Below are 23,857 nucleotides of genomic sequence, written 5' to 3'. Positions count from 1 at the left end.
ATGTCAATGAATGCTGAGCAGGTCAAAGTCGCGATTGCCAAACTCTTAGATCAACTAAAGCCCGAACAGTTAGAAGAGCTATACAACCAACTTCATGCTGAAGATCATATTGTTTATGTCGGCAAAGGTGTTTACGAGCATCAGGATATGGATGACTAGGGGACTCAAATTGATTATGCCGATGACGTAATTATTTGCCTTATAAAGTACTTATTTTTGCATTTCGTCGTTTGAAAACAAAGGGTATGATAACTTCAGCGTGATTACGAATCGCTACGAGTTTACATATTCGCCGCCCATAGGCTTGATCAAATTTGTAGTGCAAATTCAATCGCAACAAATCTGGAATACTGACTTATATCAACTTTATTTCAAGGCAAGTTGCTACGATAGTTTGATGTCATTATTAATATCGCTCTAGGCCAATCAAATAAGAGCGATACACAGTAAAACACGCCAAAAGCTGTTTTGGCTCATGATGTCCAGCCGACATCGCCACAAGGAGATTCACATGAACGCCCCCATCGATAAATCTTTGGATCAATCTCAACTAGACGCTTGGCGTGGTTTTGCCGCCGGCGAGTGGCAATCCAAAGTTGAAGTCCGTGACTTTATCCAAGCGAACTACACCCCTTACTTAGGCGATGACAGTTTCTTGGCTGGCCCAACTGAGCGCACTACCCAATTGTGGAACGAGTTGTCGGTTTTACTCAAAGAAGAGCGTAAACGTGGCGTGCTGGAAGTTTCGGCTCAGTTTGGCTCGACCATTACCGCGCACGATGCGGGTTATATCAACAAAGATCTTGAGACGATTGTTGGTCTGCAAACCGATGCACCTTTGCGTCGCGCGATTATGCCGAATGGCGGTTTGCGTATGGTGCAAAACGGTTTGGCGGCCTATCACTTCGAAATGAATCCACAAATCGAAGAGATTTACACCAAATACCGTAAAGACCATAACAACGCCGTGTTTGATGCATACACGCCAGAAATCATGGCCTGCCGTAGCTCAGGTGTAATTACTGGTCTGCCAGACTCTTATGGCCGTGGCCGTATTATCGGTGACTACCGTCGTGTTGCGCTGTACGGCATCGATTTCTTGATTGCCGATAAAAAACGCGAGAAAGCTGAACTTGACGACGTTGCTTTCACTGAAAGCGTCATTCGTCTGCGTGAAGAGTTGGCTGAGCAAATCAAAGCGCTGAACGAATTGAAAGTCATGGCCAAAAAATATGGCTTTGACATCAGTCGCCCAGCGGCAACCGCGCAAGAAGCAGTGCAGTGGCTGTACTTTGGCTACTTGGCTGCGGTAAAAGAGCAAAACGGCGCTGCGATGTCGATTGGCCGGATTTCGACTTTCCTCGATATTTATTTCGAGCGCGATATCAAAGAAGGCCGCATCACTGAAGCGCAAGCTCAAGAATACATCGACCACCTCGTAATGAAGCTGCGTATTGTGCGCTTCTTGCGTACACCAGAATACGATGATTTGTTCTCAGGTGATCCAACTTGGGTGACTGAATCGATCGGTGGCATGGGTGAAGATGGCCGCACTTTGGTGACCAAATCAAGCTTCCGCGTACTAAACACACTGTACAACTTGGGACCTGCGCCTGAGCCAAACTTGACTGTGCTGTGGTCAACTTCATTCCCACAAGGCTTTAAAGAGTTCTGCGCGAAAGTGTCGATCGACACCTCAGCGATTCAGTACGAAAACGACGATTTGATGCGCCCGAAATGGGGTGACGATTACGCCATCGCTTGTTGTGTATCCGCCATGCGCGTGGGTAAACAAATGCAGTTCTTTGGTGCTCGTGTGAATTTGGCCAAAGCCATGCTTTACGCCATCAATGGTGGTGTGGACGAGAAAACCGGCAAATTGGTTGCCAAAGGCTTTGAGCCGATCAAAGGCGACGTACTTGAGTACGACGAATTGATGGCCAAATACGACAAAATGCTCGATTGGCTCGCAAAAACCTACGTGACTGCGCTCAATTCAATTCACTACATGCACGATAAATACGCGTACGAGCGTATCGAGATGGCACTGCACGATCGTGACATCTTGCGCACGATGGCGTGTGGTATCGCTGGCTTGTCAGTCGCTGCGGACTCTTTGTCGGCCGTGAAACACGCCAAAGTGCATATCAAACGCAATGAGGCGGGCTTGGCGGTGGATTATGTGATTGACGGCGAATACCCAGCGTATGGCAATAATGATGATCGCGCGGATGACATCGCGGTGTGGTTGTCGACTGCGTTTATGGAAAAAATCAAAGCGCAGCCTGTGTTCTACCGTGATTCAATGCCAACGCAATCAGTGCTGACGATCACGTCGAACGTGGTTTACGGTAAGAAAACGGGTAACACGCCAGACGGTCGTCGCTCAGGCGCGCCATTCTCGCCAGGTGCAAACCCAATGAATGGTCGTGACACCAATGGTTTCGTTGCCGCTGGCTTTTCGGTATCGAAGATTCCGTATGAATCAGCGCTGGACGGCGTGTCTTGGACTGCGTCGATGACGCCAGACGCACTGGGTCACAATGCAGCGGATCGCGTGAAAACGCTGGCAGCGTCGATTGACGGTTTGTTTGGACCGCACGGTGAAGATTGCAGCATGTGCGAAAGCCGTGACAAAGTGGATCAAAAACTGGCTGAGCTGGAAGAAGGTCCAGATCAATTGTTCCATCTGAACATGAACGTCTTGAACAAAGATACTTTGCTGGACGCGATGGAGCACCCAGAAAACTATCCGCAATTAACGATTCGTGTCTCAGGCTACGCGGTTAACTTTGTTAAGTTGACGCGTGAGCAGCAAATGGACGTGATCAACCGTACTTTCCACGCGAAGTGCTAACAGGCTAAAGCCCAGCAATACTCCAAAAGGGTATTGCTGGGTAGGTCAGTCAAATAGAGTCCTATAGTCATATACCCACAAGGATTAATCATGGCTCAGTTATTTCACCTGAATATGAATGTGCTTAACAAAGAAACGCTAGAAGACGCGATGGAAAATCCGGATAAATATCCGCAATTGACCGTTCGCGTATCTGGCTATGCCGTTAATTTTGTTAAATTGACGCGTGAGCAGCAGCTTGATGTGATTAATCGGACCTTCCACGATAAGTGCTAAATTGCCTTTGTACGGATAAAAAACGGATCGCAAGGCCTTGCCAGCGGTCCGTTTTTCTATGTGGCAAGGTATTATCTTGATATTGCTTTAAACACTTTTAACTCTTTTGGATTCGAGCATGGCTCAAGAACAAGCGAAACCAGCTGGCGAGATCGTTCCTGCTGCGTTTGATGCAGATGGCAATCAAATTGGCTATATCCACTCGATTGAAACGGGTGCTGCCGTTGATGGCCCTGGAATGCGCTTCGCGCTGTTTGTCAGTGGTTGTCAGTTTCGTTGCCTGTATTGCCACAACCCAGATACATGGAAGCTGCACGCGGGCAAGGCGTGGACGGTAGACGCGATTGTGGCCGAGATTGGTAAGTACGCGAGCTTTTTACGTGTGGCAGGGGGCTTAACCATTTCGGGTGGCGAGCCCTTGATGCAGGCGCACTTTATCGGCGAGATTTTCCGCCGCGCTAAGCACGATTTACGCATTCATACTGCGCTCGATACGCAAGGTTTTTTAGCTGCACATTTGCCCGATGAATATTTCGACAATATCGATTTGGTCTTGCTCGATATTAAGCAAATGAACCCTGAGCGTTATGAAGCGCTAACGGGCAAACCATTGCAGCCAACGCTCGATTTTGCCGAGCGACTGTTCAAAATGGGCAAAAAGATCTGGTTGCGCTATGTGCTGGTACCAGGGTGGTCAGATGACGAAGCCGATGTGCAATTACTGGCTGATTACCTTGATCAGATGAATCGCTCTTACCCTGACGTGCTCGAGCGAATCGAAGTGCTACCGTTTCATAAAATGGGTGAGAACAAGTGGGAAGAACTGGGCTTGAAATACGAGCTAGGCGAAACCAAGCCACCGAGCACCGAAGTTGTACACCGCGTACGTGAGCAATTCCGCGCCAAAGGGATATTCTGCTGTTAAATGGGTATAGCCCTGCAAGGTAATTCTCAATTGGTTTTTAAGTGAATACCCAACAAAAAACCTCGCCGTGGCGAGGTTTTTTTACCATCTAACCAATCCTAAGATTATTTATCGCTTAAAGCTTCAACGCCTGGCAATGCCTTGCCTTCAAGGAATTCAAGTGAAGCGCCACCGCCAGTCGAAACGTGGCTTACTTTATCTTCCAAACCAGCTTTTTCCACCGCAGCCACTGAATCGCCACCGCCGACCACAGTAATCGCGCCGTTAGCAGTTGCGTCAACCAAAGCGTGTGCTACAGCGAAAGTACCTTGCGCAGATTCGTCGATTTCAAACACGCCCATTGGGCCGTTCCATAAAACGGTTTTGGCTGATTTGATGATTTCTGCATAAGCGGCACGAGTTTTAGAGCCGATGTCTACGCCTTCTTGATCGGCAGGAATCGCAGTGGATGCTACTTCAACCAAGCCATCGAGCGTGCGAGCATCAAAATTCAAAGCGCGCGTTACCATGGTGTCGCTTGGCAAGACCAATTTATCGCCCGCTTGTGCCATCAACTCACGCGCCAATTCAACTTTGTCGTTTTCGCACAGTGATTTACCGATTTCAAAGCCTTGCGCTTTCAAGAAGGTAAACGCCATGCCGCCACCGATAATCAACTTGTCAACTTTTGGCAGTAAAGCCTGAATAACGTCGATTTTGCCAGAGATTTTAGAGCCGCCGATGATGGCAACCAGTGGACGAACTGGTTTATTTACAGCTTCACCCAAGAAGTCGAGTTCTTTTTTCAGCAAATAGCCTGCTGCGCGTGGCAAATCTACACCAACCATTGAAGAGTGTGCGCGGTGCGCAGTGCCGAATGCATCGTTAACAAATACATCGCCCAGTTTAGACAAGCTAGCGCGGAAGGCCGCAACTTTGGCTGGATCAGCTTTGACTGAATTGCCATCCGCGTCTTTGGCTTTGCCTTCTTCTTCAATGTGGAAACGCACGTTCTCGAGCAGAACGACTTGTCCTGCAGCCAAGTTCGCGCATGCAGCTTCTACTTCAGCACCAACGCAGTCGTTCAAGAAGGTAACTGGGCTGCCGAGCAATTCGGCTAAACGTGTTGCAACCGGCGCCAAGCTGTATTTTTCAACTTTTTGGCCGTTAGGGCGGCCCAAGTGTGACATCAGAACTACTGAAGCCCCTTGCGCTAGCGCGTAGCGAATGGTTGGCAGCGCAGCGCGAATACGCTTGTCGCTCTCTACCACGCCATTTTTAACTGGCACGTTAAAGTCAACACGAATCAATACACGTTTACCTGCGAGATCGAGGTCTTCAATAAATAGCTTGGCCATAGGTTTCCCAATTACGTGGTTTGAACAAAGGCTAATTGTACCGTGTCTTTATGAAATGAAGCTGACGCGGATTAAAGTTTATGCACTGTTTGAGTGTGATTAAGTAGTATTTTTCACAACAGGGCTAATTGCACTATGATTGGGTCCAATAATATTTAATTGGTTTGTGACATGTCACGTTATTATGCAGAGCCCCAGTTCGAACATCGTTCACCAAGTCGGATAGGCATATTGTTGGTCAATTTAGGGTCCCCTGATGCGCCGACAGCTAAAGCAGTACGGCCATACTTGAAGCAATTTTTATCAGACCCACGAGTGGTAGAAATCCCAAGACCCATTTGGTGGGTGATTTTGAACGGCATCATTTTGAATATTCGCCCCAAAAAGAGCGCAGCGAAATATGCGAGCATTTGGACCAAAGACGGCTCTCCATTACGTGTTTGGACTGACAAATTGACCAAATTGGTAAAGGGGACGCTAGGTGATCGATATCGTGGCGAGATTAGTGTTGATTATGCAATGCGGTATGGCAACCCATCGATTGAGTCACAAATACTGAAATTTAAAGCACAGAATTGCCAGCATCTACTTGTGGTGCCACTTTACCCACAATATGCGGCCAGCACGACTGCAAGTGTCTTTGACGAAGTTAGTCGTGTATTGCAAAAAACACGCTTTCAACCGACTTTGCGTATGGCCCCGCCATTTTATGATGAAGACTTTTACATTCAAGCTTTAGCACAAAGCGTGCGAGATCATTGGCAAATCAATGGCAGGGCTGATCACCTATTAATGAGTTTTCATGGTGTGCCTAAGTACACCCTTGACAAAGGTGACCCATATTTCTGTCATGCACAAAAAACAGGGCGTTTATTGGGGGAAGCGTTAGCTTTGGAGAAGGGGGAATATACGGTTGCCTTTCAATCGCGCTTCGGAAAAGCAGAGTGGTTAAAACCATACACTTCTGAAGTGCTTCATAAGCTGCCAACACAAAACGTTAAAACGCTGGATGTTATTTGCCCTGGCTTTGTGGCCGATTGCTTGGAGACACTGGAAGAAATCGCGCTAGAGGGGCGGGATGATTTTATCGCCGCAGGCGGGAGATCCTACCGCTATATTTCCTGTCTAAATGACAAATCAATATGGATTTCGGGCTTTTCTGACTTTATTGAGCACGAGCTGACAGGCTGGCTGACAAACGGTAAATGTAACAAAAACAATAATTCCCTTTTGGAACAAAGAGATATGCGATTCAAGTCTTTTTTCTTACAAAAATGAACTTGGGGTTTGTAGAAATTAACGCTACACTCTGCGGTAAGTTTAATCTTACAAAAAAGGGGAACCCCTATGGCGACTCGTCTATTCTTAGCTGAAGATGATTTAATCCTTGCGGACGCACTTAAAACCAGCCTATCGCAAGCTGAGTTTCAGTGTGATTGCGTCAATGACGGTGCACTTGCATTGCAAATTTTATTGCACAATGACTACGATGCTGTAGTTCTTGATATTGGCCTGCCAAACATGGATGGTTTGACTGTATTGCGCAACGTGCGTCAACACAAACCTTCATTGCCGATTTTAATTTTGACAGCGCTAGATGGTCTTGACGAGCGAGTGGCTGGTCTGGATGCGGGGGCGGATGATTACTTAACTAAGCCTTTCGAATTTTCAGAATTAGAAGCACGCTTGCGTGCACTATTGCGTCGCAGCCAAATTTTGCCTCAATCGGTTCAGCAATTGGGCAATTTGCGTTTAGATCGTGCTGGTCAACGTGCGTGGTGCAACGATTCTCCACTAGACTTGTCAGCCCGTGAATTAACCGTATTAGAAATCTTAATGTCTAACATTGACCGTGTTGTGACTAAAGAGCAAATCGTGAGCGAATTGGGTAACGAGAACGCTGAAGTCGGTTTGAATGCAATTGAAGTTTACGTTCACCGTCTGCGCAAGAAACTTGAGCCATGCGGAGTGGTAATCCGCACTATTCGCGGCTTGGGTTATTTGCTTGAAAAACAACAACCATTGGCAGCGGATGCAAATAACTAAGCGCTCACTACAGCGTCAAATTCTGCTATGGACAGTGTTGCCCTTGTTGACTCTTTGGTTGGCAGGGGCAGCTGTCATTTATGTGGTTACATTTCACTACATTAATGACAATAACGACGCAAATCTAAATCGTATCGCCCAAGTTCTTGAACAAACCGTTGCCGAAAGTAATGCCGATAAGCGGCCGCTCTCGGAAGCCGAATTAGACGGAATAATTCGCCTGCTGTTTAAGACAGCCCCTAGTGGTCGAATGAGTTATGCGATAGATACCAGCAATGGCATTCTTAATCACGGCAAACCTTTAGAAGCGTTCAACCTGCAATTAAATAGCGTTGAGGCGGTTAAATCATTCGCGACGATTGAGCGCAACGGAAAATCCTACCGAATTCTGAAGCTGTATTTACCAGCCAACACCACCAAAAACACACCCGGTGTCTGGATTGAAATCAGCAAAGAGCTGCATGAACAGGCGAACTCCCTCCGGGCCTTTCTATATCGCATGGCGCTGCCTTTAATGCTGATGATGCTAATCACTAGCGTCTTGATTGGCTATGGTGTCAAAAACACCCTTAGGCCGTTGCTGGCTCTAAAGCAAATGGTAGAGACTCGCCAGGCGCAAGATCTCTCGCCGTTATCACTTGATAATGCGCCAGAAGAAATTGATGCATTATCTAGCGCTTTAAATCAACTGCTAGCCAGTACTGAAGAAAGTATTAGTCGTCAACGCCGATTTATTGCAGATGCCGCGCATCAACTTAGAACGCCTTTGGCTGGACTCAAATCGCAAACTGAACTTGCCATGCGAGAGAGTAGCCCCGAAGGGTTACGTGAACGATTAAATATGGTGCATACCAGTGCTACACGCAGTATTCACTTAGTTAATCAATTGCTCACACTGGCACGCTCAGAGCCGGGTAGTATTAATGGCATTCCCAAGGTCAAAATGGATCTCGCGCGCTTGGTCCGCGATTTAACCAGTGAATTAGTTCCACGAGCCTTGGCCGCGCGCATTGATTTGGGCTGTGACTGTCTGGTGCAGGAGGCATGGATCGAAGGTAATTCGGCTCTACTACGAGAGTTGTTTATTAATTTGGTTGAGAATGCGATTAAATATATTCCCCGTGACGGCAGCGTCACGGTGCGCTTAACCGAAAACGTCACGCAGTATATTGTTGACGTTGAAGATAACGGTGACGGCATTCCCGATGTGGATAAGCCGCGCGTGTTCGAGCGCTTCTTCCGTCGTGAGCAAACTGGCAATGGTTGCGGCTTGGGAATGGCGATTGTGCGTGAAATTGTTGAACGGCACAGCGGCACGGTTGAGCTCCTCGATGCCGTACCGCACGGCTTGATCGTGCATGTAGTATTGCCCAAAAACTTAGCATCCACATAGTTTTCAGGGTAATACGCAGTAGGGTATAAAAAAGCCATCCTTTTGGATGGCTTTTTGCTGTGTGTCTTACTTAGAACAAGCGAGCTAATAACGCTTTATCGTACTGAGCGGCCAGTGGGATTTGCACTTGGATGCCATTGCCTGGTGCAACACTTATTTCTTTGCCGTTTTTGTCGCGCATCGCTTCAATTTTGACTTCGATATTGCCACTAGGGTGAATCACTTCCAGCGTGTCGCCGAGTGAGAATTTGTTTTTCACCTCAATGCGAGCCCAACCCGCCTCGTTGGCAATAATCTCGCCGACAAACTGGCTGCGCTTGGCTTTAGAGTGACCATCGAGATAGTTTTGCGCTTCGTGCGTGTAGTGGCGCTGGTAGAAGCCATCGGTATAGCCACGGTTAGCAAGGCCATCCAAATCTGCGAGTAGGGCTGGGTTGAACGGGCGACCTGTAACGGCGTCGTCGATCGCTTGGCGATACACTTGTGCAGTTCGTGCTACGTAATACAGCGATTTGGTGCGGCCTTCGATTTTCAGCGAATCCACGCCCATTTTAACTAGGCGCTCGATATGCTGAACAGCGCGTAAATCCTTGCTGTTCATAATATAAGTGCCGTGCTCGTCTTCCATGATCGGCATTAATTCGCCCGGGCGATTGCCTTCTTCGATCAGGTAAGTCTTGTCGGCTAATGGGTGGCGCTCAGCGCCGCCACAGGCAGCAAAGTTCTGATTGCCTTCAGACATGGCTTTGTTGAAGTCAAACTGAATGACCTGCGCTTTTTGCTGCACGTCGCCTGCGTCGTCTTCAACGGTGTCATGCGTTTTGTAGTCCCAGCGGCAAGCGTTGGTGCATGTGCCTTGGTTTGGATCGCGATGATTAAAGTAGCCAGACAAGAGGCAGCGGCCTGAGTAGGCAATACAGAGCGCGCCGTGGACAAACACTTCAAGCTCAGTATCTGGGCACAATTGGCGAATTTCTTCGATCTCATCCAAGCTCAATTCGCGCGACAAAATCACGCGCTCAAGACCAAGCGACTTCCAAAATTTTACGCCGGCATAATTCACGGTATTAGCTTGTACCGATAAGTGAATCACTTGCTCAGGCCATTTTTCGCGCACCATCATAATTAGGCCCGGGTCGGCCATAATCAGCGCGTCCGGCTTCATTGCGATCACCGGCTCCATGTCGGCCAGATAGGTTTTTACCTTGGAGTTGTGCGGCAAGATATTGCTAGCGACAAAGAATTTCTTGCCGCGCGCGTGTGCTTCTTCAATACCAAGTGCAATTTCAGCCAAGCCAAAATCATTATTACGCGCACGCAAGCTGTAGCGCGGCTGACCGGCATACACCGCGTCGGCGCCAAAATCATAAGCGGCGCGCATCCGATCGAGCGTGCCTGCAGGTAAAAGAAGTTCAGGGGCTTTTAACATCGTTGTTTCCAAATAAAAAACCCCGCAAACATCGGCGAGGTTGGCTGGCAAATTGTTTGCCATTAGATCAATAGGTTAGCGCGATTATAACAAATCAGCAGGGCGAAAAACTAGCCACCACCAAAAATTTCCCTATGAAATATGTGGTTTTTGGCGCAAAAGGTAGTTGGCCGTCACCAAACCAGCATCCCAAGTCATTTCGGAAAGTCTTTGAGCGGCTTCTAGCGGTGACAGTTTTAGAAATTCAGCAACTTCACCATCTTGGTTTACGGGTTGCACATTTGGCGACAGCGTTAGATCGTAGCAGTGCAAAATCTCATCGTGCGTGCCATCGATTTCGTTGCGCCGCGTGTGTACTTGCCCAGTTAATTGCAGCTGGCTTTTGGTAAAGTCAGATAAGCCAGCTTCTTCGGCCAATTCGCGAATGGCGCAGTCAAAAGGCGATTCATTGTAGGGTATGCCGCCGGCGGCTAGATTATCTAATCTATTGGGGTCTATACCCTTGGTGGAAGATCGTCTGGCTATCCATAGCGTGCCATCTGTGCAAATGCCATTAATATGCGCGGCTTGGCTTGTTAGACCAAAGCGGCGAAATGCGCCGCGCTCAAGTTTAAACAAAGAACAAGTTAAATCAGGCTCGCCATGAGCATTTTGTGGGTGAACAGCGTAGCACTCATTGCGCCACACTTTAATTAATCCAACTTCACGTAAGTGCAGAGCGGCTGCGCTCATTTGCGCTTCTATTGTGTCTGGTTTTGCGCGCAAAGTGACGCGGCTCTCGCTCATCTCGAACGCAGGGTTTAATTGCGTTAAAACTCGTGCCGTATCTGGCTCCAGCCAGCCCGCTTCGCGCTCATTGATCGCAAGGCGTAGCAAACCTTGCGACTTAAAAATGGGCAGAGTGGTGAGGTATTGGTTGGCTAAATCGCAGAAGTTGGACATAAATGGATCAAAACCTTGCATTCAAATGGTTCAAGCTGCGGTAGGGCGCTTAATTTTGCTACAATCGCGGGACAATAAGCATTACTGCCACGGAGCTCGATCATGACTAAGATTCGCCAAGACGATCTAATCGCCAGCATTGCAGACAGCCTGCAATACATTAGCTACTACCATCCAAAAGATTATATCCAAGCCTTGGGTAAAGCGTATGAGCTTGAAGAAAGCCCTGCGGCCAAAGACGCGATTGCGCAAATTTTGACCAATAGCCGCATGTGCGCCGAAGGTCATCGCCCGATTTGCCAAGATACCGGCATCGTGACGGTCTTTGTTCGCGTGGGCATGGATGTGCAGTGGGAAGGTGCGACGATGTCGGTCACCGACATGATCAACGAAGGCGTACGTCGTGCTTATCTGCACCCAGACAATAAACTGCGCGCATCGATCCTGATGGACCCTGCGGGCGGTCGTAAAAACACCAAAGACAATACGCCAGCGGTGATTCATTACGAAATCGTACCGGGCTGTACGGTTGATATCGATATCGCAGCCAAAGGCGGCGGCTCGGAAAACAAAACCAAATTCGTGATGCTTAACCCATCCGATTCGATTGTTGATTGGGTGCTAAAAACTGTACCGCTGATGGGCGCGGGCTGGTGCCCTCCAGGTATGCTCGGCATCGGTATCGGTGGCACCGCTGAAAAAGCGATGGTGATGGCCAAAGAAGCCTTGATGGAAGAAATCGACATTCACGATCTGATCGCGCGTGGCCCGCAAAATCGCGTTGAAGAACTGCGCATCGAGCTGTACGAAAAAGTAAATGCACTTGGTATCGGCGCACAAGGCTTGGGTGGCTTGGCAACGGTATTGGATGTAAAGATCAAAGACTACCCAACGCACGCCGCGAGCTTGCCAGTCGCGATGATTCCAAACTGTGCGGCAACGCGCCACGTGCATTTCACACTCGATGGTTCTGGCCCTGCACAATTGGAAGTGCCAAAACTCGAAGACTGGCCAGAAGTAACTTGGACACCTTCAGCAGCGGCAACGCGCGTTGATTTGAACAATGTAACGCGTGAAGATGTAGCGAGTTGGAAACCAGGTCAGACATTATTACTCAACGGCAAAATGCTGACCGGCCGCGATGCGGCGCATAAACGCATGGTGGAAATGCTCAATAAAGGCGAAAAACTGCCAGTTGATTTCAATGGCCGCTTTATCTACTACGTGGGTCCAGTTGATCCAGTACGTGAAGAAGTGGTTGGCCCAGCAGGCCCAACCACCGCAACGCGGATGGATAAATTTACCGAGCAAGTACTTGAGCAAACCGGTTTGCTCGGTATGATCGGTAAAGCAGAGCGTGGCCCGGCTGCGTGTGAGTCGATCAAAAAACATCAATCGGTGTATTTGATGGCCGTTGGTGGTGCGGCGTATCTGGTATCCAAAGCGATCAAAGGTAGCCGTGTGGTGGGCTTTGAAGACTTGGGCATGGAAGCGATTTACGAGTTTGATGTGGTTGATATGCCGGTGACCGTTGCGGTGGATTCGACCGGCACCTCAGTTCACGCAATCGCACCCAAAGAGTGGCAAGCTAAAATCGGTAAAATTCCGGTGGCCAGCGTTTAAGCGGGTTTGTCTCGATAGCCCAACCTAAGGTTGGGCTTTTTTATTGCAGATGCCAATGTTTAAAAAAATACGAATTGTGGTTTTGTTGTTGATTTTGCTGTGGGTGGCGCTCGATGCCCTGCGAACAGACAGCAAAGCACAAGCTTGGAAGAGTAGCCAGTATATTTACATATACCCCATAGTAGCTAGCTTGGATGCCAATACCCTGGCATACACTGAAAAGGTTAGCACCGAAGATTGGCGCGATATTGAACAGTTTTTTAATCGTGAAGCTGAGCAATATGGTGTTAATCTCACCAGCCCGGTTCGCGTCTATTGGGGCCCTAAAGTCACGGAGGCACCACCGCAACTAGCAAATGGCGCTGGCACCTTGGGTGTGATGTGGTGGAGCCTGCAATTACGTTGGTGGGCCTGGAGCCATACGCCAGAAACCAAGGTCAAGCCTGATGCGCGGATTTATGTGCTCTATCACCCGCTTCAGAATAATGTCGCACTCCCACATTCAATTGGGATTGCCAAAGCCAGATTAGGCTTGGCGCATATTTTTGCCAGCAATCAAATGCACGGCAGCAACCAAGTGGTTGTAGCGCATGAGTTATTGCATATTTATGGCGCGGATGATTTGTATGATGCACGCACTAACTTACCAATTTTCCCACAGGGCTACGCCGAGGCAGAGCGAGAACCGCGCTATCCACAGCAATTTGCTGAAATTATGGCGGGGCGTATTCCTATAAGTGAGACTGAGGCGCAAATTCCTAAGTCCTTATCGTCGGTGTTGATTGGGGCAGAGACCGCAAAATCTATCGGCTGGATCAAATAGCTTCTCATCGATAAGCCATTAAAAAGAATAAGAAATTGGCGTCAATATTGCCTAAAATCTAAGGCTCTGCAATAATGCTCGGCTTTTTCGGGCCAGCCTTTTGTGCTGGTATTTTCAGTTTTGATGGCTTGCCCACCCATCGTTGCGCGGGACATTGCGTACAAAGTGGCAAGACCTTCTAGCCCAGGGGGTATTGGATTATGTCCAATCTGGCTACAGCAACAGAAGCATTTGAACAAATTCTGACGCTGGATTTAACAACACCACTACCTGTCGCCGCCTATTTTGATGAAAAACTGTATCAGCTAGAGCTTGAGCAGTTATTCGCCAAAGGCCCACGCTATATCGGCCATGAACTGATGGTGCCCAATCAGGGCGACTATCATGTGCTCGAAGCGGAAAATGGCGCGCGCTACCTAAAACGCACCGATCAGGGCGTTAAAGTTTTCTCGAATATTTGTCGTCATCGCCAAGCCAGTATGCTTACTGGGCGCGGCAACGCTGCGCATACTGTGTGCCCATTGCATCGCTGGACTTACGATCAACACGGCCAACTCATGGGGGCGCCGCATTTTCCAGCCAACCCCTGTCTGCATTTACCAGAAACAGAGCTAACTCAATGGAATGGTCTGCTGTTTGAGAATAACGGCCGTGATATTGAGGGCGATCTGAAAAATCTAGGTGTACGAAAAGACCTCGATTTTTCTAAATATGTACTGCACAGCGTTAAAGTCGATGAGTACCAAGGTAATTGGAAAACGTTTATCGAGGTTTACCTCGAAGACTACCATGTGGTGCCATTCCACCCTGGCTTGGGTAAATTCGTTGAATGCAACGATCTGAATTGGGAATTTGGCGATTGGTATTCGGTGCAGACCGTCGGTGTGCATAATGCTTTGGCGCGTCCTGGCTCAAAAACTTATGAAGCATGGTCGGAGCAAGTAAAGCGCTACGATCAGGGCAAGCTACCTAAGTACGGCGCGATTTGGTTGACTTACTATCCGAATATCACCGTTGAGTGGTATCCACATACCTTGGTCATTTCTACGATTATCCCAACAGGGCCGCGTAGTTATAAAAATGTCGTCGAGTTTTACTATCCAGAGGACATTGCATACTTTGAGCCGGATTTTGTTGCCGCTGAGCAAGCAGCGTATGACGAAACAGCGGTAGAGGATGTTGAAATTATAAATCGCATGGAACAAGGGCGTGCTGCGCTGTATAAAGCAGGGCGTAACGAGGTTGGGCCGTATCAAAGCCCGATGGAAGACGGCATGCGGCACTTTCACCAGTTCTTGCGTAGAGAATTAGGGTCTGCGATTGAATCACTAGAATCGTAAGCAGAAGGCGACGTAAGTCGCCTTTCTTATTTTTGGGTATTGCTCTGTAGGTTCTGTTGAATATAAGTTACAGGGTTATACCAATAAGGGTATTGATGAATAATTGGATTGAGCACTGCAAACAATCGGGCCCCTTTTGGATGATTATGGCAGGATTGGCTTTTGCCGTGATGGGCGTATTTGTTAAGTTGGGAAGCGAGCCGTTTTCAACGGCTGAATTAGTTTTTTACCGCTGCGCAGCCGGTTTGATCGGCATTGCGTGCATTGTTTTGCCACAAGGTAAGTCTTTGGCAGTTAGTCGCGCCAGCTTAAAACTGCACCTGAGCCGGAGTGTTTCTGGCTTTATAGCACTAATGCTGTATTTTTATGCAATTAGCCATCTACCCTTGGCCACCGCAGTCACACTGAACTATACGTCCCCCATTTTTTTTGTGCTCGTCACCACTATGCATCAGAGGCGATGGCCGCAGCTCACTCAAATTTGCAGCGTGATTTTAGGCTTTATCGGCGTTGTTCTATTGCTTAAGCCAACGTTAACTGGCGAACAATGGTTTGCTGGCGTCTTAGGGTTAGGGTCCGGAGTTCTAGCGAGCATTGCTTATTTAAATGTCAGTGAATTGGGCAAGGCAGGGGAGCCTGAGTGGCGAACGGTGTTTTATTTTTCTCTGGTTTCCACGCTAGGTGCAGGGTTATGGATGCTATTGCAGCAAGCTGCGCTACATGCCCCTAGTGCGCGCGATTGGCTCGTGGTGATTGGCATGGGTGCTGCGGCCACTGTTGCGCAACTGAGCATGACCCGCGCCTATCGCAAGGGTCGATCATTGGTGATTGTTAGCTTGGCTTACTTAACTGTTTTGTTTTCAACGGTATTTACCTGGCTAATTTGGGGCAATCAAATATCGCAATTGTCACTATTTGGGATGGTACTCATCGCTACGGCCGGGATCTGGGCGGGTGCTACGCGCGTACAACGTAGTTAACTTGCATATTTGCCGAGTCAGCCGTTCCAGATAGAATGCGTTATCGGAGAAAAACATGCGCTTTTTGATTAGTAATGACGATGGTTACTTCGCCCCTGGTATTGCTGCTTTGGCAATGGCACTTGGCGAGGAGGGTGAGGCTTTGGTGTGCGCACCAGAGCGTGATCGCAGCGGAGCAAGTAACTCCTTAACGCTTGATCGTCCTTTGCAAGTACGCACCTCGCCATCTGGATTTCACTATGTGAATGGCACTCCGACAGATTGCGTACATTTGGCCGCCACTGGTTTAATGCCAACCCCACCTGATATGGTGGTCTCGGGCATTAATCATGGTGCCAATATGGGTGATGACACAATCTACTCTGGCACCGTAGCAGCCGCTACGGAAGGTTTTTTGCTTGGAATTCCATCGATAGCAATTTCTTTAGCATCCCGTAATCCGACACATTTTGAGACGGCAGCTCGTATCGCTCGCGAACTGGTGCAAAGATTTAAGCGTGAGCCGTTTCGTGGCGCGGTATTGTTGAATGTAAATGTGCCAGATCTACCCTATGAAGAGTTAAAAGGCACTTTAATCACCAGACTGGGACGGCGCCACAAATCAGCATCTGTGATCCGAAGTCAAAACCCTCGTGGCGACACTATTTGGTGGGTAGGTCCAATCGGTGATATTGCGGATGCAAGCGAAGGCACAGATTTTGATGCCATAGAGCGCGGCTACGTTTCTATTACACCACTATCTGTCGATCTGACTGCCTATCCACAGCTTGAATTTGTTTCTGAATGGATCAAATCATGATAAGTCTCGGCTCTGGAATGACCTCCGCAAGAACAAGGGCGCGACTGGTAGAACGATTGCGCGCCCAGGGGATCAGCAATGAAGAGGTGCTAAATGTTATGGGGGCAATCCCACGGCATGAATTCATTGATGAAGCGCTTTCCCATAAAGCCTACGATGACACATCCTTGCCCATCGGCTTTGGGCAGACTATCTCGCAACCGTATATTGTTGCTCGCATGAGCGAGCTGGCAGCAGGGGTTCCTGAACGCCTAAGTGCGCTTGAGATCGGTACCGGGTGTGGTTATCAAACAGCAGTTTTGGCAAAATTATTTAAGACCGTCCATACCATTGAGCGGGTTGGGGGCTTGCTTAGAAATACGCGCGAACGATTGGGCCGTCTTGGTATTCATAATGCTCGATTGCGCCACGCTGATGGTAGCCATGGGCTGAAAGAGCTTTCGCCATTTAACGTAATTTTAATTACCGCTGCAGCGCCTATCGTGCCAGAAAGTTTGATCGATCAACTCGCTGATCGCGGCCGACTCATCTTTCCTGTGGGTACGCAAGAGCAAGAATTAAGAATGATTGAGCGCCATGGTGAAGATTTCCTGGAAAGTAGGCTCGAAAAAGTTAATTTCGTCCCCTTATTGCCAGGCCTAAGCTAAACCGTATTGCTGGTATTAATTTTTACCTTAATAACCCCAACTTCCCGTGTAAACTATTGCTGTGCGTCATATGTAGCGACGCGATCAATATTCATTTAGTTTGCAATAGGAGTTTGGCGTGCGTGCTTATCATTACCCTCTTTTGATGTTGGCTATTCTACTCTCGGCCTGCTCAAGTAGTCGCACCACGCCCGCACCAATCATCGATGGTCACGCAATAGCCAGTCCTCAACCAGCGGCGACGCCGCCAGCAGCAAGTGCCACTCCTATTGATGTCTACACTGTTAAAAAAGGTGACACGCTCTATCGCATAGCCACTGAATTTAAGGTTTCGCCGCAAAACCTAATGGCATGGAACCAACTTGTGGACAGCAATATCAAGATTGGACAGTCACTGCGCGTCGCTGCTCCGCTCGGTGTAAATGGCGTAACGATAACACCACTAAAAGATGAGAATGGCCCCACAGCAAGTTCAACTACCAATGAAATAAGAACCATTACATCGCCAAAGGCCAGCAAACAAGTCTATTCTGAAGGGTTTAAAACTGTTTCGACAGCGAAAGTGGCTAGTGAAGTTGCAATTAAGCAACAAGCCAATGCAAGCTATACGACAGCATCTTCAGTCAAACCAGTTACCCCAATCGCCACAGCAACAACATCGCCAAACCCTAATAAAGCGGGGGCTGTAGTGGCATCATCACCAACTACAAAGAATACCAGCGCTGTAGAGTTTGGCATGCCAACCGCTGGAAAAATTACACGTAAATTTAGCGAAGAGAGTAAAGGCGTTGATATTACAGGGAAACATGGGCAATCTATTGTTGCGTCAGCACAAGGAAAGGTAGTCTATGCTGGCGCGGGTTTGCGCGGATACGGCAAGATGGTTATATTGCAGCACAGCAATGGATACCTCACCGCTTATGCACATAATGATAAATTGCTAGTCAAAGAGGGAGATGTCGTTAAAAAAGGTGAAAAAATCGCCGAGATGGGCAAAACCGATGCAGATCATGTGAAGTTACACTTCGAAGTGCGCAAAGGCGGCAAGCCAGTAGATCCGGAGAAATTCATCGCGACAGAATAAAATCATGAGCGAACCAATCATTGAGCAAGACCTCATCGTAGATGAAATTGAAGTTTTGGAAGCGGATGCAGATACTGACGAAGAATCTGATGACATAGAGGCTGATGCAAAAGAAGATTCTGAACGATACACCAGCGAAAGCACGGGCGATGTAACCCAGATCTACCTAAATGAAATTGGCCAGTGCAAGTTATTGACACCCGATGAAGAGCGAGCACTTTCTCGCCTTGTGGTGCAAGGCGATTTCAATGCTCGACAAAAAATGATTGAGCACAACCTGCGTCTGGTTGTGAACATAGCAAAACACTACATCAATCGTGGCATGACCTTGCTGGACTTGATCGAGGAAGGCAATATTGGTTTGATGCATGCACTGGAAAAATTTGACCCCGAGCGTGGTTTTCGTTTTTCCACCTACGCTACCTGGTGGATACGACAAAGCATTGAGCGGGCCATCATGAATCAGTCGCGCACCATACGCCTGCCGGTACACGTAATCAAAGAGCTAAACGTCTATCTGCGTGCACAGCGCCACCTAGAGGCCTCACTCGGCCATGACCCAAGCCTAGAAGACATTGCGCACTTGGTTGGCAAAGATGTCGAAGACGTTCGCCGCGTGATGGGTCTGAATGAACGAGTGGCGTCACTCGATGCACCGCTCGATATCGATCCAATGCTAACGATTGGCGAATCAATTCCAGACGAGCAACATGAAGGGCCGGATTCGACACTGCAAAATGCTGAAGTGGAGCGTTATGTGCGTGAGTGGATGAAGCAACTCAACGAAAAACAACGCATGGTGATCGAGCGTCGCTACGGGCTCAATGGTTACGAGATCTGTACCTTGGAAGATCTGGCCGCAAATTTGAATTTAACGCGTGAACGCGTACGCCAAATCCAAATCGAAGCGCTGGATCAATTACGCCGAATCTTGCGCCGTTATGGCGTCACTCGTGACGTAGTACTTTAATCACCGCCTCCCAATAATTAAAGTCAAACAAAAAGCCAGTCATAATGACTGGCTTTTTGTTGGTATATGGCTGAAGAGCTTAACTGAATTAAGCTGCAGCCACATACCCATTAGATGCCGCGCAACAGTTCGTTAATACCGACTTTAGAGCGTGTTTTCGCATCCACTTTTTTCACGATCACTGCGCAGTACAGACTGTACTTGCCGTCAGCCGATGGCAGATTACCTGACACCACAACAGAACCTGCTGGAATGCGACCGTAGGTTACTTCGCCGGTTTCGCGATCGTAAATGCGGGTAGATTGGCCGATGTAAACGCCCATTGAAATGACCGAGCCTTCTTCAACGATTACGCCTTCAACTACTTCAGAGCGTGCGCCGATAAAGCAGTTGTCTTCAATAATCGTTGGGCCTGCTTGCAGTGGCTCCAACACGCCACCAATGCCCACGCCACCAGAGAGGTGAACGTTTTTACCGATTTGCGCGCATGAGCCTACAGTCGCCCAAGTATCAACCATCGTGCCTTCGTCAACGAAAGCACCGATATTCACGTAAGAAGGCATCAGTACGACGTTTTTGCCGATGAACGAGCCTTTACGCGCAATTGCGTTAGGCACCACACGGAAACCGCCAGCGCGAAAATCTGCTTCGGTGTAGTCGCCAAATTTGCTAGGCACTTTATCGAAGTAGTTAGTGCAGCCGCCGTCCATTACCACGTTATCGTTGATGCGGAATGACAGCAAAACAGCCTTTTTAACCCACTGATTCGTCATCCATTGGCCGCTGGTTTTTTCTGCTACGCGCAGTTGGCCTTTATCCAGTGCGTTGATTACTTCGTTGATGGCGTCGCGCAATTCCGCAGATACATTGCTTGGCGTGATATCGGCACGGTTTTCAAATGCGGTTTCGATGATGTTTTGCAAATTACTCATAATCACTCCAATAGAAAAACATAAACCCATTAATGGGAATTACAGAAACGAATAATACGATCAGCGGCTGCTACGCACTCTTCCAGCGGCGCAACCAGCGCGACTCGGATGTAACCTTGCCCCGGATTAACACCGTGCGCCTCACGCGCCAAATAAGAGCCAGGCAATACGGTGACGTGCTCTTGCGCATACAATTGGCGAGCAAATTCTTCATCAGAAGAAAATCGTGTCGGAATTTTGGCCCACAAATAGAACGCTGCATCAGGCAAGGCAACATCTAGAACGCTAGCCAATTTCTGAGTTACCGCGTTAAATTTTGCCGTGTATTGCGCGCGATTTTCAACAACATGCGCCTCATCTTGCCATGCCGCGGCACTGGCCGCCATCACCATTGGACTCATCGCGCAGCCGTGGTAAGTGCGGTAGAGCAAAAATTTAGCCATGATCGCTGCGTCACCCGCTACAAAGCCCGAACGCATGCCAGGCACATTGGAGCGTTTTGACAGTGACGAGAACATCACCAAGCGCGTAAAGTCGCGACCCAACTTAATCGCAGCTTCTAAGCCACCGAGTGGTCGCTCTTCGCCGAAATAAATTTCTGAGTAGCACTCGTCCGATGCGATCACAAAGCCGTATTGATCAGATAGTGCAAACAATCTTTCCCAATCGGCTAACGACGCCACCGCGCCGGTTGGATTACCCGGTGAGCACACAAACACTAGCTGCGTGCGCGCCCATACTTCGGTGGGTACGCTATCCCAGTCGGGCTGAAAACGATTTTCCGCTAGGCAGTTCACATACCATGGCTCAGCGCCCGCTAGTAACGCTGCACCTTCGTAAATCTGGTAAAACGGATTTGGCGAGAGAACGACCGGATTATCCGCACTTGGGTCAATCACAGCTTGCGCAAACGCAAACAAAGCTTCGCGACTGCCGTTCACAGGTAGGATTTCGGTCGCAGGATTTGGTGCGGCAATATTGTAGCGCTGCGCAATCCACTGGCTAATGCTTTGGCGCAATTCGTCAGAGCCTAAAGTGGCAGGGTAACTAGATAGGCCCGCCAAATTGTCCATTAGAGCATCTTTAACCAATTGCGGGGCCGGGTGCTTGGGCTCGCCAATTGATAGATTGATGTGATTCAGCGCGGGATTGGGGCTTAGATCACTGAATAGTTGGCGCAACTTTTGAAACGGGTAGGGGTGTAAGAGCTCTAGGCGTGGCGACATGTCACGGTCTGCTAGGGGAAAACGCTAATTATACCGCTATTTTTTGGCTCTGCGGAGCCAAGCAAGGCGTGGCTCCGCTAATTTCAATGACTCGTTTGGTACGTGTTTAAGGCTGAGCCAGTAAATCACCAAAGTGATCCATAAACTTGCGTACTTTAGGCCCAACCACCGCCATGCAATACGGCTGCGATGGATGCAGGTTGTAATAATTATCATGCTCGGCCTCGGCGGGCCAGAAAGTGGCGGCTGATTCGAGCTGAGTAACGATTGGCATTGGCCAATCCTGTTTCGCCACATTGATGGCTAGTTCGGCCGCTAACTTTTGTTCATCCGAATGATAAAAAATCGCCGAGCGATATTGCGGCCCAACATCATTACCTTGCCGATTGAGTGTGGTGGGGTTGTGAATGGCGAAAAAGACGGTTAATAAATCAGCATAAGCAACAATCGTCGGGTCGAACTCAATCTGCACCACTTCCGCGTGCCCAGTATTGCCCTCGCAGACTTGTCGGTATTGAGGTTGCGAGACATGCCCGCCCATGTAACCTGATCGAACCAATTTTACGCCGCGAATCTGTTGGTAAATAGCTTCTAAACACCAGAAGCAGCCGCCAGCCAAAGTTGCAATTTCAGTCATGTTTAGTCCTTATTGGCGCGCACCGCGCAAATTGCTTGGGAATTCGGCGTTGAAATTGCTACGGAATGGGTTGATATCCAAGCCGCCGCGCCGCGTGTAGCGCGCGTAAACCGCCAATTTCATTGGGCTGCACGCGCGCATGATGTCGACAAAAATGCGCTCAACGCACTGCTCATGAAATTCATTGTGGTTGCGAAATGAAATCAAATAGCGCAGCAGGCTTTCGCGGTTAATCGGTTTGCCAACGTATTGAATCTGCACGCTAGCCCAATCAGGTTGCCCTGTAACTAAACAATTGGATTTTAACAGGTTGGATGTGAGCATTTCGGTCGTCGTGCCATCCGATTCATCGCAGAACAAAATGTCGGGCTGCGGCGAGTATTGATCAACCTCGATATCTAAATTGTCGATGCAATAGCCTTTGAGTTCACCAAACTTCAGTGCGCCAAATTGCTCGGGCTCACTGATCTTAACTTGCACCACAGCACCCACGGCAGCGCCAATATCAGCGCGTAAAATCTCGGCCAATTTGTCGATTGATTCAACTTTGGTTTGATTAAAGCTATTGAGATATAGCTTAAAGGATTTTGATTCGACAATATTGGGGCTGTCGGCAGGGATTTGGAAGGTAACTAGCGCAATCTGCGGCTTGCCACGAAGATTAAGCCATGAGACTTCATAACCATTCCAAATATCTAAGCCCATAAAGGGCAATTGTGCACCAATGCCGATTTCATCGCGCTTGCCCTGGCGGGCAATCGGAAATAATAGGCTTGGATCGTACTCGGTAATGTAGCTGACCGTTTTACCTAGTGGAGAGGCTTGCGCGGCGTTGAGAGTATCAGTCACGGTGGTGTCTCGTGGTTTATCTTATGGTGACTTTATTCTACCGCAATGCGGCAGTACCCTCAGCCTTTGCCGCGCAGTTCGCTCACCTCATTAGCGATATTTACGCATCAAGCCCACGACCACGCCGTAGATTTCTAAGCTTTCGCTCGGGCGAATAATATTAAAGTCGGGATTGTGCGGAATGAGGTAGTAGCCTTGCTTGTCGCGACCCAGCTCTTTCAGCGTGTATTCGCCATCAATGATCGCCACGACAAAGTCACCCACATTGGCGGCGTGCCGTTTCTCAACGACGGCTAAATCGCCATCAAACACGCCCGCATCCATCATTGAGTCACCGCGGACTTTAATAATGATCGACGTAGAGGGGCGAGGCATTAAAAATTCATCGAGCGAAATCGATTCGCTCATCGCGTCATTGGCTGCTGCAGGTAAGCCAGCTGGCAGGTTAAAGTCTGCGAGTTCGCGCTCAAAAAATCGTTTGGTCGGTGCGAGGCGTTTGTCGGGGGTCATTTCGACAAATCCGGCCAGTGTTAGGCGCTTCACCAAGGCAGAGACGGCCGATTTGGACGCCATACCCAGTAGTTCGCCAATCACGGCATAGGAGGGGAGGCTGCGATAATCGGCGTAATAATCTTGCAGTTTGCCTAAATATTCATGATCGCGATTGGGGTTGGCCATGATTTTACCTTGCTGAACATTCGTTCTGTTAGCGTATTGAACGATCGTTCCCTTGTCAATAGCT

At 48.7% G+C, this 23,857-nt stretch carries 22 protein-coding genes and 1 pseudogene; 15 read left to right on the top strand and 8 right to left on the bottom strand.

The genetic code is table 11. The features are described 5' to 3' along the window. The 4 genes and pseudogenes from NT239_01155 (at position 1) to pflA (ending at position 4,058) form a co-directional block, all read left to right on the top strand. Complete coding sequence (locus NT239_01155) at positions 1-159, top strand: hypothetical protein (protein ID XGA71478.1); 159 nt, start codon at positions 1-3, stop codon at positions 157-159. 352 nt (positions 160-511) lie between these two features. Continuing rightward, a complete protein-coding gene (gene pflB / locus NT239_01150) occupies positions 512-2,857 on the top strand; it encodes a formate C-acetyltransferase (GenBank protein XGA71477.1) in 2,346 nt (781 codons plus the stop codon). A gap of 105 nt (positions 2,858-2,962) precedes the next feature. Then, a pseudogene (locus NT239_01145) lies at positions 2,963-3,133 on the top strand (autonomous glycyl radical cofactor GrcA). A 118-nt stretch (positions 3,134-3,251) separates the two neighbouring features. Then, positions 3,252-4,058 (top strand): pyruvate formate-lyase-activating protein, encoded by an 807-nt coding sequence (gene pflA / locus NT239_01140; protein ID XGA71476.1) that lies wholly within the window; start codon positions 3,252-3,254, stop codon positions 4,056-4,058. A gap of 104 nt (positions 4,059-4,162) precedes the next feature. On the opposite strand, the gene NT239_01135 is transcribed toward pflA, so the two are convergent. Continuing rightward, positions 4,163-5,395, bottom strand: coding sequence for a phosphoglycerate kinase (locus NT239_01135; GenBank protein XGA71475.1), 1,233 nt, complete (start codon positions 5,393-5,395; stop codon positions 4,163-4,165). A 171-nt stretch (positions 5,396-5,566) separates the two neighbouring features. Between NT239_01135 and hemH the strand changes: the two genes are divergently transcribed. The 3 genes from hemH (at position 5,567) to NT239_01120 (ending at position 8,834) form a co-directional block, all read left to right on the top strand. Next, a complete protein-coding gene (gene hemH, locus NT239_01130) occupies positions 5,567-6,673 on the top strand; it encodes a ferrochelatase (protein ID XGA71474.1) in 1,107 nt (368 codons plus the stop codon). Between the two features lie 69 nt (positions 6,674-6,742). Then, on the top strand, positions 6,743-7,441 hold the full coding sequence (locus NT239_01125; protein XGA71473.1) for a response regulator transcription factor: 699 nt from the start codon (positions 6,743-6,745) through the stop codon (positions 7,439-7,441). Positions 7,442-7,484: 43 nt separating this feature from the next. Next, positions 7,485-8,834 carry a sensor histidine kinase gene (locus NT239_01120; protein XGA71472.1) on the top strand — a complete coding sequence of 450 codons (1,350 nt, stop codon included), beginning with the start codon at positions 7,485-7,487 and terminating at the stop codon, positions 8,832-8,834. Between the two features lie 70 nt (positions 8,835-8,904). Here NT239_01120 and yegQ read toward each other — a convergent pair whose 3' ends face one another. Beyond that, a complete protein-coding gene (yegQ, locus tag NT239_01115) occupies positions 8,905-10,263 on the bottom strand; it encodes a tRNA 5-hydroxyuridine modification protein YegQ (protein XGA71471.1) in 1,359 nt (452 codons plus the stop codon). A gap of 132 nt (positions 10,264-10,395) precedes the next feature. After that, positions 10,396-11,226 (bottom strand): DUF4743 domain-containing protein, encoded by an 831-nt coding sequence (locus NT239_01110; protein XGA71470.1) that lies wholly within the window; start codon positions 11,224-11,226, stop codon positions 10,396-10,398. 81 nt (positions 11,227-11,307) lie between these two features. On the opposite strand from NT239_01110, the gene NT239_01105 reads away from it, so the two are divergent. From NT239_01105 to rpoS, 8 genes are all read left to right on the top strand, one after another. Beyond that, positions 11,308-12,828, top strand: a complete 1,521-nt coding sequence (locus tag NT239_01105; protein XGA71469.1) for a fumarate hydratase — start codon at positions 11,308-11,310, stop codon at positions 12,826-12,828. Positions 12,829-12,883: 55 nt separating this feature from the next. After that, positions 12,884-13,651, top strand: a complete 768-nt coding sequence (locus tag NT239_01100) for a hypothetical protein (GenBank protein XGA71468.1) — start codon at positions 12,884-12,886, stop codon at positions 13,649-13,651. A 200-nt stretch (positions 13,652-13,851) separates the two neighbouring features. Then, entirely contained in the window at positions 13,852-14,991 is a 1,140-nt protein-coding gene (locus NT239_01095) for an aromatic ring-hydroxylating dioxygenase subunit alpha (protein ID XGA71467.1), read from the top strand. A gap of 95 nt (positions 14,992-15,086) precedes the next feature. Further along, on the top strand, positions 15,087-15,971 hold the full coding sequence (locus NT239_01090) for a DMT family transporter (GenBank protein ID XGA71466.1): 885 nt from the start codon (positions 15,087-15,089) through the stop codon (positions 15,969-15,971). Positions 15,972-16,026: 55 nt separating this feature from the next. After that, positions 16,027-16,770 (top strand): 5'/3'-nucleotidase SurE, encoded by a 744-nt coding sequence (gene surE, locus NT239_01085; protein ID XGA71465.1) that lies wholly within the window; start codon positions 16,027-16,029, stop codon positions 16,768-16,770. After that, positions 16,755-17,417, top strand: coding sequence for a protein-L-isoaspartate(D-aspartate) O-methyltransferase (locus tag NT239_01080; protein ID XGA71464.1), 663 nt, complete (start codon positions 16,755-16,757; stop codon positions 17,415-17,417). Before surE ends, NT239_01080 begins: the two co-directional genes overlap by 16 nt. Positions 17,418-17,535: 118 nt before the next feature. Next, positions 17,536-18,501 (top strand): peptidoglycan DD-metalloendopeptidase family protein, encoded by a 966-nt coding sequence (locus NT239_01075; GenBank protein ID XGA71463.1) that lies wholly within the window; start codon positions 17,536-17,538, stop codon positions 18,499-18,501. Between the two features lie 4 nt (positions 18,502-18,505). After that, positions 18,506-19,471 (top strand): RNA polymerase sigma factor RpoS, encoded by a 966-nt coding sequence (gene rpoS / locus NT239_01070; GenBank protein ID XGA71462.1) that lies wholly within the window; start codon positions 18,506-18,508, stop codon positions 19,469-19,471. A 110-nt stretch (positions 19,472-19,581) separates the two neighbouring features. Here the strand turns inward: rpoS and dapD are convergent, their stop codons facing one another. The 5 genes from dapD to NT239_01045 form a co-directional block, all read right to left on the bottom strand. Then, positions 19,582-20,403, bottom strand: coding sequence for a 2,3,4,5-tetrahydropyridine-2,6-dicarboxylate N-succinyltransferase (dapD, locus tag NT239_01065; GenBank protein ID XGA71461.1), 822 nt, complete (start codon positions 20,401-20,403; stop codon positions 19,582-19,584). A 29-nt stretch (positions 20,404-20,432) separates the two neighbouring features. Beyond that, a complete protein-coding gene (gene dapC, locus NT239_01060) occupies positions 20,433-21,629 on the bottom strand; it encodes a succinyldiaminopimelate transaminase (protein ID XGA71460.1) in 1,197 nt (398 codons plus the stop codon). A 106-nt stretch (positions 21,630-21,735) separates the two neighbouring features. Further along, positions 21,736-22,266, bottom strand: coding sequence for a peptide-methionine (S)-S-oxide reductase MsrA (gene msrA / locus NT239_01055; GenBank protein ID XGA71459.1), 531 nt, complete (start codon positions 22,264-22,266; stop codon positions 21,736-21,738). Between the two features lie 9 nt (positions 22,267-22,275). Beyond that, on the bottom strand, positions 22,276-23,115 hold the full coding sequence (gene queF / locus NT239_01050; protein ID XGA71458.1) for an NADPH-dependent 7-cyano-7-deazaguanine reductase QueF: 840 nt from the start codon (positions 23,113-23,115) through the stop codon (positions 22,276-22,278). A gap of 90 nt (positions 23,116-23,205) precedes the next feature. Continuing rightward, positions 23,206-23,793, bottom strand: coding sequence for a LexA family transcriptional regulator (locus NT239_01045; GenBank protein ID XGA71457.1), 588 nt, complete (start codon positions 23,791-23,793; stop codon positions 23,206-23,208). Between the last annotated feature and the right edge of the window lie 64 nt (positions 23,794-23,857).

The sequence above is a fragment of the Chitinibacter sp. SCUT-21 genome (genome assembly GCA_041874755.1).
Lineage (GTDB): Bacteria > Pseudomonadota > Gammaproteobacteria > Burkholderiales > Chitinibacteraceae > Chitinibacter.
The sequence above is the reverse complement of the archived record's forward strand: the minus strand, read 5'-3'. Positions and strand labels throughout refer to the sequence as shown.